General features: G+C 36.5%; 13 protein-coding genes. 3 read left to right on the plus strand and 10 right to left on the minus strand.

The window, feature by feature from the left end:
• Nucleotides 1-133 precede the first annotated feature (133 nt).
• A complete protein-coding gene (locus tag HMPREF1135_RS05030; protein WP_007592695.1) occupies nucleotides 134-682 on the minus strand; it encodes a DUF5662 family protein in 549 nt (182 codons plus the stop codon).
• Nucleotides 683-909: 227 nt separating this feature from the next.
• Here HMPREF1135_RS05030 and HMPREF1135_RS05035 point away from each other — a divergent pair, with 227 nt between their 5' ends.
• A complete protein-coding gene (locus HMPREF1135_RS05035; RefSeq protein ID WP_007592698.1) occupies nucleotides 910-1113 on the plus strand; it encodes a cold-shock protein in 204 nt (67 codons plus the stop codon).
• A gap of 71 nt (nucleotides 1114-1184) precedes the next feature.
• On the opposite strand, the gene hslO is transcribed toward HMPREF1135_RS05035, so the two are convergent.
• Genes hslO through HMPREF1135_RS05050 form a run of 3 tightly spaced genes read right to left on the minus strand, consistent with a single transcriptional unit; the run spans nucleotide 1185 to nucleotide 3383 of the window.
• Complete coding sequence (gene hslO / locus HMPREF1135_RS05040) at nucleotides 1185-2069, minus strand: Hsp33 family molecular chaperone HslO (RefSeq protein ID WP_007592705.1); 885 nt, start codon at nucleotides 2067-2069, stop codon at nucleotides 1185-1187.
• Entirely contained in the window at nucleotides 2070-2822 is a 753-nt protein-coding gene (locus HMPREF1135_RS05045; protein ID WP_007592706.1) for a class I SAM-dependent DNA methyltransferase, read from the minus strand.
• A gap of 57 nt (nucleotides 2823-2879) precedes the next feature.
• On the minus strand, nucleotides 2880-3383 hold the full coding sequence (locus tag HMPREF1135_RS05050; protein ID WP_007592707.1) for an SEC-C metal-binding domain-containing protein: 504 nt from the start codon (nucleotides 3381-3383) through the stop codon (nucleotides 2880-2882).
• 244 nt (nucleotides 3384-3627) lie between these two features.
• On the opposite strand from HMPREF1135_RS05050, the gene HMPREF1135_RS05055 reads away from it, so the two are divergent.
• Nucleotides 3628-3795, plus strand: coding sequence for a DUF362 domain-containing protein (locus tag HMPREF1135_RS05055; protein WP_007592708.1), 168 nt, complete (start codon nucleotides 3628-3630; stop codon nucleotides 3793-3795).
• A 104-nt stretch (nucleotides 3796-3899) separates the two neighbouring features.
• On the opposite strand, the gene dnaB is transcribed toward HMPREF1135_RS05055, so the two are convergent.
• The 6 genes from dnaB to HMPREF1135_RS05085 all read right to left on the minus strand — a co-directional run bounded on the left by dnaB (nucleotide 3900) and on the right by HMPREF1135_RS05085 (nucleotide 10575).
• Nucleotides 3900-5231, minus strand: coding sequence for a replicative DNA helicase (gene dnaB / locus HMPREF1135_RS05060; protein WP_007592709.1), 1332 nt, complete (start codon nucleotides 5229-5231; stop codon nucleotides 3900-3902).
• Nucleotides 5231-5677, minus strand: coding sequence for a 50S ribosomal protein L9 (rplI, locus tag HMPREF1135_RS05065; protein ID WP_007592710.1), 447 nt, complete (start codon nucleotides 5675-5677; stop codon nucleotides 5231-5233). Before rplI ends, dnaB begins: the two co-directional genes overlap by 1 nt.
• Nucleotides 5677-7671, minus strand: coding sequence for a DHH family phosphoesterase (locus HMPREF1135_RS05070; RefSeq protein ID WP_007592711.1), 1995 nt, complete (start codon nucleotides 7669-7671; stop codon nucleotides 5677-5679). The genes rplI and HMPREF1135_RS05070 overlap by 1 nt, the downstream gene beginning before the upstream one ends.
• 205 nt (nucleotides 7672-7876) lie before the next feature.
• Nucleotides 7877-8158: a septation regulator SpoVG gene (gene spoVG, locus HMPREF1135_RS05075; protein ID WP_007592713.1), complete on the minus strand. Its 282-nt coding sequence runs from the start codon at nucleotides 8156-8158 to the stop codon at nucleotides 7877-7879.
• Nucleotides 8159-8182: 24 nt separating this feature from the next.
• The gene (glgD, locus tag HMPREF1135_RS05080; RefSeq protein WP_007592716.1) at nucleotides 8183-9304 is read right to left on the minus strand and encodes a glucose-1-phosphate adenylyltransferase subunit GlgD; all 1122 of its coding nucleotides are present in this window, start codon (nucleotides 9302-9304) and stop codon (nucleotides 8183-8185) included.
• Entirely contained in the window at nucleotides 9301-10575 is a 1275-nt protein-coding gene (locus HMPREF1135_RS05085; RefSeq protein ID WP_007592718.1) for a glucose-1-phosphate adenylyltransferase, read from the minus strand. Before HMPREF1135_RS05085 ends, glgD begins: the two co-directional genes overlap by 4 nt.
• Nucleotides 10576-10919: 344 nt before the next feature.
• Here HMPREF1135_RS05085 and asnS point away from each other — a divergent pair, with 344 nt between their 5' ends.
• A complete protein-coding gene (gene asnS, locus HMPREF1135_RS05090) occupies nucleotides 10920-12311 on the plus strand; it encodes an asparagine--tRNA ligase (protein WP_007592720.1) in 1392 nt (463 codons plus the stop codon).
• Nucleotides 12312-12336: the final 25 nt, after the last annotated feature.

Below are 12336 nucleotides of genomic sequence, written 5' to 3' on the forward strand. Positions count from 1 at the left end.
ATTCAGAAAATAGATACAAAAAATACTGAAATAGGTTATAAATTTATAAAGTCCTTATAAATTCTGATTATAAGGACTTTATGTATTAACTCAATATATATTTTCAATTTTTTATATAATTTATAATATAAAATCAATATAAATACGGATGTTCTAAAAGCCATCTCATATATGCCAAAGCCTTCTTTTCACCCTCATTCTTATTCATTAGCAGGATTTTTTCAAGCAAGGCTCTGGTATCCTTATGTAAATCAATATAATCTTTTCTCTTGCTGTAATAATCCCACGGAACATCTGTTGTATAGCTGTCTCCGGAATAGACCTTTGAAGCCGCAATTCTGTCACAACACATCTCAAGCACGTATTTTAAAGGCATTTTCATACCCATAAGCCCGTCTTTTTCGTCAGGACCGTAGTCAATCCAGTACTCAAAATGATGTTTATTTCTTCCCTTATGATGCAGCCATGAGCTTGAATACCCTTTTTCAAGCTTCTCTATGGCATTCGGACTCCTGTCTCCTTGATAGTATTTTATACCTATTAAGAACTCTTCAGGCGAATATTTGCTCAAATCGTGTAGGAATCCCTGCTTAATTAGACCAATTTTAAAACAAAGGTCCATTACAGTAAGCTTATGTTTATTTATTGTCTTTAAATGATTAAATACACTGTTATTATGCATAATTATCTATCTCCTCTAATTAAATATTTGACAATATACACATTACGTGATACTATATAATTACAGATAAAAATTACCACTTGAATGCTTGATGATAGAAAGTTTTACTTTCATCTAAACAAAGAACGACTTTCAATTATCCCCCAAAACGGATTTTTGAGCCTGTAATCTTTCAAGCTATTTAACTTTTTTCTGTAGTTACACTTTTTTATTTGGAGGCATTATTTATGAACAGAGGTACAGTTAAGTGGTTTAATAACCAAAAAGGTTACGGTTTCATCTCAGATGAAGGCGGAAGTGATGTATTCGTACATTTTTCTGATTTAAACATGGAAGGATTTAAGACTCTTGATGAGGGAATCTCGGTTGAATATGATTTAACTGAGGGTGCTAAGGGACCACAGGCCGTAAACGTTACAGTAGTCAGATAATCATAGATATGTTTAAAGAGCTCTTTTAAGAGCTCTTTTTTTATATCGTCTTCTCATCAAGATGCCGTAAACTACTTTGTTGTAGCTTTTTTCAGCATTTCCTCAAGCTCGTTCACATTAAAATCATATGCCTTATTGCAAAAATGACATTTCACTTCTATAGACTTACCGTCATCTATCATTTCCTGCAACTCTTTTTCCCCGACACTTATAAGAGCCTTTTCTATCCTCTCCTTATCACAATTGCATTTAAAGCAAAGATCAAGACTCTCGTTAAATTCAAGATCCATATCCCCCAAGATATCCTTAAGTATATCATTTGGAGACATGCCCTCACTCAGCATTGTGGTGACAGGTTTTAAATTATTTATTTTTGTTTCCAGCTTATCTATTATCTCATCAGGACAATGTGGCATAAGCTGTATAATAAAACCGCCTGCCGCATTTATTGTATTATCTTTATTTAACAGTACCCCAAGTCCGACACTTGAAGGTGTCTGCTCACTTGTCGCATAGTAATATGTCAAATCTTCAGCTATTTCTCCGGATAAAAGTGCCACCTGACCTACATAAGGCTCCTTCATTCCGGTATCCATTATAACACTCATAAGTCCGACACCTATCGCCTCTGCAACATCAAGTTTGCCCTTTGCATTAGGTGGAATAATAACCGTAGGATTAAAAGGATATCCCTTTACTTCACCTTTATTGTTTGCTGTTGCAATCACTCCTCCGAGAGGGCCGTCGCCCTCTATTTTTAATGTAAGGAGATCCTTTTCTCCCTTCATCATACTTCCCATCATTGCCGCTGCGGTAAGCATTCTTCCCAATGCCGCAGTCGCCACCGGTGAAGTATTATGATCGTTTTTGGCTTCCTCAACCAAATCTTTTGTATTTGCAGCAAAAGCTCTTATATATCCGTTTGCCGCAGTGGCTTTCACCATATAATCTTTCATTTACTTTCCCTTCTCTCTGGCCACAAAAAGTATTCTCTCAGTATTTTCACTTACATCCCCATAAGTATCCGCATCCAGATATTTTTCAAGCACCATATTACTTGAATCTATCGCAGATAATATCTCATCAAAGGTATAAGCTTTTTGTACATGCCTTTCTTCAAACCTTTTGTAATTATCACCTTCAAGCTTTATAAAAAGGTTCAAATCATATTCATTGATTCTTTTATCAATGTCATATGTATTTTCCCATATAAAACTTGCCTGTTCTCTTACCTCTGCAAAAGTATTTTCTCCAAGTATATTTTGATATTTATATTCAGTATTCATATCAAAAATAAAAAGCCCGTTAGGATCCAAATAATTGTTCACCCAGGCAAATACTTCTTTAAGCTCAGATAATTCCCTTATATAATTCAAACTGTCACAACGAGATATTATTGCCCTTACAGTTCCGTACAGCTCAAATTCTCTCATATCCTGACAAAGATATAATATATCATGGCCCGAAGCATATTTTTTCTCCATTGCCACATCAAGCATATCATATGAGTTGTCTATACCTATCATATCATATCCCAGATTTGCAAGCCTTTCGGTAATTGCTCCGGTACCGCAACCCAGATCACATATCAACCCGTCTTTTATATTCTCTTTATATAATATATCCTTTATCTGCTCCACCCACTTGTCATAGGGAACATTGTCCATGAACAAATCATATACTTTTGCAAAATTTGTATATTGCTCCATTATTTTTCCTTAAAATTTTAGGTGACGTCAAACCGCCACCTAAAACAATACCCTTATTTAGTTCTTACCGCAGCAGAATTTATACTTCTTTCCACTTCCACATGGACATAGATCGTTTCTGCCGACTTTCTTTTCTTTAACTACAGTACCGCTCTTTTTCTGAGCCTTGTAGAGTTCTTTTCTTTTTTCTTCATCCAAAAGGCTGTCCCACTCAGGTAAGTTATAAAGCCAGTCCGCCTTAGCCTCCACCATGTTGTAATAGAGCTTCTCAAGATCGATATCAAGAGCAATCTCTGTATCTTCCTTCATTTCTTCAATAGGATTAGGCTTATTAAGTGAATCATTTATACCGTCTAAAAAGCCTGTAATTGTCTGTATATCTGTATCAAATTTTGTTGCCAATTCCGCTACGGTGCATCTGATAACATCTTTAGGGTTCTTTAAAATCTTCTCATAGATACCCTTTTCAACTATAAAGTAGTTTTTCCAAATCTCTTCTTTTTGCCTGTCATCTGTTGCATCGCCGTAAGCTTTATTTCTCCAATTTTCCAATAAGGTCATCGTAACTTCCCCTTTTTTCTTAAACTTGATTACGTATTATATACTAAAACCTCTTTAAAAGCAAGATAGCAGGATTGTAGAATATTCTGATTAATACAAATCATTGTATAAATTGTATATTAAGTAAGGTCGTACTAACTTGTATTTTATTCAATACATGCAAATTTGCTCTTGTTATTTTACATTAAATAGATTAGAATATCATCAAGTAAGAGAAACATATAAATTTTAGGAGGAAATTTCAATGGCATATACAATTACAGATAAGTGCGTTAGTTGCGGAACTTGCGAAGGTGAGTGTCCTGTAAGTGCAATTTCACAGGGAGATACTCAGTTCAACATCGACGCTGATGCTTGCATCGATTGCGGTACATGTGCTTCAGTTTGCCCTACAGATGCTATTATAGCTTAATTATTGCTTGCTCAAAGCGATAATACTTATCATACGACCTGCTCATGCAGGTCTTTTTTGTTGCTTGAAAAACATTTAATTATATAAAAAAGCGAGACAGTTGCCTATCTCGCCATGTTTACAAACTTTGTTATATCAGGTTTCCAAACCAGATTTATTGTTCCTATTGCACCGTTTCTTTGTTTTGCAATAATAACCTCGGCTTCATTCGGATGTTCCGTGTCCTTATTATAATAATCATCTCTGTACAAAAACATTACAACATCGGCATCCTGCTCTATCGCTCCGGACTCTCTCAAATCCGAAAGCATAGGTCTGTGATCGGGTCTTGTTTCACAGGCTCTTGAAAGCTGCGAAAGTGCGATAACAGGCGCTCTCATCTCTCTTGCCAAAGCTTTTAAGCTTCTTGAAATATCGGAGATTTCCTGCTGTCTGCTTATATTTGCCTTTCCGCTTCCGGTCATCAGCTGTAAATAGTCTATTATGATAATATCAAGCCCTTTTTCAAGCTTCATCTTCCTGCACTTTGACCTTAATTCATTTATAGAAATACCCGGAGTATCATCAATTGCCAATGTGGAGGATCCGACACTTACAGCACCCTCTATCAAACTGTTCCAATCATTGTCGTTTAAGTTTCCTGTACGAAGTTTTTGTGAATCCACATTACTCTCCATACTCAAAAGTCTGTTGACAAGCTGCTCGGCACTCATCTCCAAAGAAAAAACCATACATGAAATTTTCTTCTTCATAGTAATATTTTGAACTATGTTAAGGACAAATGCGGTCTTACCCATGGAAGGCCTTGCAGCCACCAAAACAAGATCGGAAGGCTGAAGTCCGCTGGTCTTAAAATCCAAATCTACAAATCCTGTAGGAATACCTGTAACGGTATCACTGTTTTTTGATGCTGCTTCTATTTTATCCAAAACATTTAATACCACATCATTTATAGGTACAATATCCTTTGTTTCCTTGGTCTGAAGCAGTTTAAATATCTCGTTTTCCGTCTTTGCAAAAAGTTCATCGACTCCCTTTTCGCCCACATAGCAATCATTTACTATTTCCTCGGATATTTTAATAAGCCTTCTGACATTGGACTTATCCTTAACTATTTTAGCGTAATTTTTTATATTTGCAGATGTCGGAACCGAGTCCATTATCCCTCTGAAAAAATCAAGACTTGTTATATCCGGAGGTACCTGTTTTTCAACAAGTTTATTTTGAATAAGCACCAAATCTATAGGTTTACCTTCATTAAAGAGTTCAACCATACATTCAAATACAGTGCCGTATGCCTTGCTGTAGAAATCATTTTTATCCAGAACTTCTATAGCACTTGCAACAGCCTCTTTGTCAAGCAGCATAGATCCCAAAACCGCTTTTTCGGCATCTATACTGTTTGGCATCACTCTCTTAACCAGAGCTTCTTCCATTACTCTTCTCCAACTTTTACCTTCAGTGCGGCTGTGACATCCTTATGTAACTTTACCTTTACTTCATGGTTTCCGAAAGTCTTTATAGGCTCCGCAATTACAAGTTTTTTCTTATCTATTTCAAGTCCAAGCTGACTCTTTATGGCTTCTTCTATTTCCTTTGATGATACGGAACCGAAAGTTCTTCCGTCTTTTCCACCCTTTATTGTCAATGATACGCTTGCTTCATTAAGCTTTGCAGCCAACTCCTTTGCAGCCTCAAGCTTTTCCTTTGCAATCTTTTCTTCATTTGCCTTTTGAAGCTTTAAAGTGTTTAAATTTTCCTGATTCGCCTCTACACCCTTCTTTTTAGGTATAATAAAGTTTCTTGCATAACCTTCACTTACTTCTACAATATCACCCTTTTTTCCCAATGATTTTACATCTTCCAATAAAACAACTTTCATTATATTTCTCCTTTTTCAGTCATTTCTTTCAGCACTTCTTTCACGCGTTTTTTCGCATCTTCTATTGTGCCCTCTTTTATCTGTGCTCCGGCAACGGATCTGTGTCCGCCTCCACCAAGTTTTTCCATAATTGTCTGAACATTTACTTCATCCATGGATCTTGCACTGATATATATTATATTATTATATAATGTCAAAACAAAACTTGCCTTTATACCCTTTATATTTAAAAGGTCATTTGCAGCCTGTGCACATACCAAAGTAGGTGATGCCGTATTCTCGGAATCACATTCACTTATGGCATAGCACTCCTTAAAGATCTCTGCATTGTGAATCGCTTCAGCCTTTGCAATGTAATCAATAGCGTCTTCTCTAAACATCTTTCTGACTCTGGTGACATCGGCACCGCATCGCTTCAGAAATGCCGCAGCCTCAAATGTTCTGACACCTGTTTGCACATTAAAGTTTTGAGTATCAATTACTATTCCCGCATACATAGCATCCGCTTCCACGGTTTTCAACTTAATATCGTCAGATATATACTGTACAATCTCAGATACCATTTCACAGGCCGATGATGCAAAAGTCTCCACATAAGATAATGTTGCATTTGTAATTATCTCCGAGCTCTGCCTGTGGTGGTCAAATACCACAATATTTTTAGCCTTCTTTAAAAGAGAAGGTCCCTCTGTAATACTCGGTCTGTTTACATCCACAACAACCACTAAAGACTCGTTTGTAATACTGTTTACAGCCTTTTCCTCGGAAATAAACAAATCGTCCGGATACTCGGCAGTCTTAAACTTCTCTATCATAGGCCTTGCCGAAGGATTTACATCCCCCATCAGGATATGAGCTTTTTTGTTAAGACTGGTAGCAATCCTCCATATTCCTATCGCAGCACCGAAGGCATCCATATCAAGAATTTTATGCCCCATTATAATTACTTTATCTTTATTCTCAAGCAATTCTCTGAATGCATGAGCCTTTACTCTGGCCTTCACTCTGGTCTGCTTTTCAACAGTTTGTGCTTTTCCGCCGAAGTATTTTATCTCTTTTTCAGTCTTTACAACAGCCTGGTCTCCTCCTCTTCCAAGTGCCATATCCATAGCCATTCTTGCCAGTTCATAGTTTCTTGAAAGATTCTCACTTCCATAGCCGATACCGATACTTAGGGTGATGCTCATTTCATTACCGATATTTACAGTCTTTACATCCTCCAAAATATCAAATCTTACCTCTATCGCCGAGTTTAAATTCTCTCTCTTTATAACAAAGAAAAATTTATCTTTCTCAAGTTTCTTTACAATACCGTTAAAACTGTTTATATATTGATTTATTTTTCTGTCAATCAACGCTTCAAGAAGCGACTTTCTCACCTCTTCGACACTTTCCATGGCCTCCTCATAGTTATCCATATAGATAAGTCCTACCACAGGCATGGAATCATCCTTCTTATTTTGTAATTCCACCAGGTCGGTTTCATCAAAAAGGCAAATCGTATATACAAAAGACTCCTCAATATATAATCTGGTTATCCTTATACGATATTTTCTACCCTGATATTCGCCGTGAAAATCCGTTTTATCGGTAATTTCCTCAATATCATTTTCGGTGATATCTTCAAACATCGCATGAATATCTTTTTTGGACTGCCTGTCTTTTTGTACAAGCGAATTGAAAGCTCTGTTTCTCCAGGCTATAATTCCCTTTTTATCCATCAGGGCATATGGTATATCCAAATCCTGAGAAAATATATTCTGCGTATTCTCGCTTGCCATGGCATACTCTACCATGTAATTTGACAAATTTCTTGAAATCATAATATTCCATACAATAATGTATATTATTCCGAAAAGTGCCAGTAAAAAAATTATTGCACCACAGCCTTTCCCCGGTGCAACAAACAATATTCCAAGCAAAAACACCAAGACTATAAGTGAATACAGCAAATTTTTCCTTAAGATTGCCTTTGTATTTTTTTTATTTTTCATTAGCATCTCCATTATTTTAAAAATGGTATTCCGCTACATATATAATATGCGGCAAAATGTCATCGCTTTTATTATAAAAGTTTTAATTGATTATATCAAGAAAAGTATAATCTATCAAGCTTAGCGATATTCTATAGAACTTAAATAAGGGCTGTTTTCACAGCCCTTAAAAACTTTTCATAATATAAATTTCACACTCATCAAATTATACATTCACATCTGCTGCGTCTTCAAGCAACATTGCTTCATACTTACCTATGACCGTGTCCGAAATAAGTTCTCTGGTTTGAGAGTTTATAGGATGAGCAATATCTCTGTACTCACCGTCAGCTGCCATTCTACTTGGCATAGCTATAAACAATCCCTTTTCACCTTCGATAACCTTAATATCGTGAATAACAAATTCATTATCTAAAGTAATCGATACAACGGCCTTCATCTTACCTTCTTTATCAATTCTTCTAACTCTGACATCAGTAATCTGCATTATTTGAATCCCCCCTTAATCTCCTTAAAGAGTATATCTTTCGTTTTTTTCTATTACTATTCTGACCTGCTCTGCTGTCCCAATATAAGTCGAATTTGCACGTATTGTATCACGGCTTTCCACAATACAGTTTTCAATGACTGTGTTATCGCCAATATATACATCATTCAAAATAACAGAATTCCTAATTATACAACCGTTACCTATGTACGATTTATTAAAAAGAACTGAGTTTTCAACTGTACCGTTTATGATACAGCCACTTGCAATAAGTGAATTTGACACCTTAGCCCCCGGATTATACTTTGCCGGCGGCAAATCGTCAACCTTAGAATACACGCCCGGATATTCTACAAAGAAATGATCTCTCACCTCTTTTTTCAAGAAATCCATATTTGTCTTATAATAAGATTCTACCGAAGCTATATTACTCCAATAAGAATTAATCTTATATGCATATATTCTCTTCAAATTTTTGTATCTGATCAAAATATCTTTTACGAAGTCATATCTGTCCTCCGCAATACTTCTTTCAATCAGTTCAATAAGTTGTCTCCTTCTGATAATATATATCCCGCAGGATATATTTACAGAATCAGTAACTATCGGTTTTTCTTCAAAATTGACTATTCTACCATCATCATTTATTGAAACCATACCGAATCTAGTCAAATCTTCTGTATCATTTGCTTTCTTGCATACTACAGTAATATCTGCTTTCTTTTCAATATGATACTCCAATACTTTATTATAGTCAAGTTTATAAATACCATCACCTGCACTAATAATAACATACGGCTCATGAGATCTTTTTAAAAACACCAAATTTTGATACAATGCATCAGCGGTACCTCTATACCAATCTGAACTCTCAGCGGTAATAGTCGGTGTGAAAACAAATAAACCACCTTGTTTTCTTCCAAAATCCCACCATTTTGATGAACTCAAATGTTCATTCAACGATCTTGAGTTGTACTGTGTAAATACAGCTACTTTTTGTACATGTGAATTTGACATATTGCTGAGTGCAAAATCTATACTTCTATAACTTCCGGCGATAGGCATTGCTGCAATAGCCCTCTTGTTGGAAAGTTCTTTCATCCTTTTTGAGTTTCCGCCCGCCAACACTATTCCTATTGCTCTCATATCTTACCACCTACCTTTACAATGAAGTCACCGCTTAAAAGTTTACCATCCACATAGTCATCTATGGTTGTCTTTCCCAAAATAGCTGTATTCTTACCAATAACAACACCGTCAGGGATAGTTGTTCTCTCCCCGATTACTGCAAGATCGCAATTGTAAACTTTCTTATCGTATCTGCTCTCACAGAATTCAAAAGCTCCAATCTCGCAATTTTTTCCGACTTCGGAATTTTCAGCGATAATAGCTTTGGTAACCTTCGAGTTTGCGCCTATCTTACTGCCCTTCATAATTATGGAGTCGGTAACCACCGCACCCTCTTCAATAACAACTCCCGCACCTATTACCGAATTGTTCACTTCTCCGTAAACTTCCACACCTTCACCGATAATACTCTTGTTTATGGTGGAAGCCGCCGAAATATATTGTGGAGTAATAATATCGCCCTTGGTATAAATCTTCCAGTATTCTTCATACAGGTTGAATTCAGGTATTATATCAACAAGCTCCATGTTTGCTTCCCAATATGTTTCCAAAGTACCTACATCTTTCCAATATCCGTTAAATTCATAACTGAAAATTCTACCGCCTTTGTTAAACACATGTGGAATAATATGTTTACCAAAATCACATCCCGGTTCATTTGATAATTCGATCAAAGAATCTCTAAGCGCCTTCCATGAGAAAATATAAATTCCCATAGATGCAAGGTTTGACCTTGGAACTTTAGGTTTTTCTTCAAACTCCGTTACCCTGCTGTTTTCGTCGGTTATAAGTATTCCAAATCTTGATGCCTCTTCCATCGAAACAGGCATAGCCGCAATAGTTATATCGGCATTGTTTGCCTTGTGGTAATCGAGCATTACCTCATAGTCCATCTTGTATATGTGATCACCTGAAAGTATCAAAACATAATCAGGATTGTAACTCTCCATATACTCAAGATTTTGGTAAATTGCATTGGCAGTACCTGAATACCAGTCACTACCTGCAGCATTTTCATACGGCGGTAATACAGTGACTCCTCCCATATTCCTATCCAAATCCCACGGAATTCCGATTCCGATATGGGTATTCAGCCTAAGAGGCTGGTACTGAGTCAAGACTCCAACCGTATCAACACCTGAATTGATGCAGTTGCTCAACGGAAAATCTATAATTCTGTACTTACCGCCAAATGAAACTGCTGGTTTTGCCACATTATGTGTCAGCACCCCAAGGCGACTGCCTTGTCCTCCTGCCAACAGCATAGCTATCATTTCCTTTTTAATCATGTACACACCTCGTTGCTAATGCTATTTCCTTATGTTTACACTTGAATTATAGCACAAATATACTCGATTGTGAATAAAAGATTTTATTTTAACGTATTTTTTTCTATGTTTTGATGAAATTTAATATCCGCTTCCAATAATTATGATACAATTAACAGCATTTACCATGTTACATTAAAAATTGCACAAAGTATTTTATATGTTTTTAGTTATTTTCACTAAGGTTTCAAATGTTGCATAAAGCGCAAAATATTATCAGTTCTTAAGTTGTTCAAACAATTGAATGTATGCTATAATTAGATGTTACTAAATTTATGCCTAAACGGTATTGAGGAGGAAATCTAATGAAGCTGACAACAGTAAGAGAAATATACAAAAACACTTCAAAGTATATTGATACTGAAATCACAATAGGAGGATGGGTAAGAAGCAATAGAGATTCAAAGTCTTTCGGCTTTCTTGTTATAAGTGACGGAAGTTATTTTGAGCAGATTCAGGTTGTATACAATGACAGTCTACCTGATTTTAATAAATTGACAAAGGTTAATGTCGGTGCAGCACTTGTTATAAAGGGCACACTTGTAGCAACACCGGGTGCAAAGCAACCTTTTGAAATTCAGGCTACACATATTGATATCGAGGGTGAATCAAGTTCAGATTATCCTCTGCAAAAGAAAAGACATACTTTGGAGTATTTGAGAACAATCTCTCACTTACGTCCAAGAACAAATACATTCCAGGCGGTATTCAGAGTGAGATCTCTTATTGCCTATGCTATACATAAATTCTTCCAGGAAAGAGATTTTGTATATGTACATACTCCGATAATTACAGGAAGTGATGCCGAGGGTGCCGGTGAGATGTTTAGAGTTACAACAATCGATCCGCAAAATCCACCGCTTAAAGACGACAGCAGTGTGGATTATTCAAAGGACTTCTTCGGTAAGGAGACAAACCTTACAGTTTCAGGACAGTTAAACGGTGAAACTTTTGCCATGGCATTCAGAAATATTTATACATTCGGACCTACTTTCAGAGCCGAAAATTCAAATACCACCAGACATGCCGCTGAGTTTTGGATGATTGAGCCGGAGTTTGCCTTCGGTGATCTTAATGACAATATGGATCTTGCCGAAAGTATGCTCAAATACATAATAAATTATGTACTTGAAAATGCCGCACCTGAGCTTGAATTCTTCAACCAGTTTGTAGATAAGGGCCTTTTGGACAGACTTAAAAATGTTGCCGAGTCGGACTTCGGCAGAATCACATATACCGAGGCCATTGAAATACTTGAAAAGAATAATGAAAACTTTGAGTACAAGGTTTCATGGGGATGTGACCTTCAGACGGAGCATGAGCGTTACCTTACAGAGCAGGTATTTAAAAAGCCTATATTTGTTACAGATTATCCGAAGGCAATCAAGGCATTCTATATGAAGGAAAACGAAGATAAGAAAACTGTAGCAGCTATGGACTGTCTTGTACCGGGAATAGGTGAGATAATGGGCGGAAGCCAAAGAGAGGATGACTATAACAAGCTTTTAGCAAGAATAGAGGAGCTTGGTATGGATACAAAGGACTATGACTTCTACCTTGATCTCAGAAAATACGGTTCAACCAGACATGCAGGTTTCGGTCTCGGATTTGAGAGATGCGTTATGTATCTTACAGGAATGTCAAATATAAGAGACGTACTTCCATTCCCAAGAACGGTAGGAAATTGCGAATTATAATAATAGGGAGGTAAACTTTAGCCAT

This window comes from Lachnoanaerobaculum sp. OBRC5-5 (genome assembly GCF_000296385.1).
GTDB lineage: Bacteria > Bacillota > Clostridia > Lachnospirales > Lachnospiraceae > Lachnoanaerobaculum.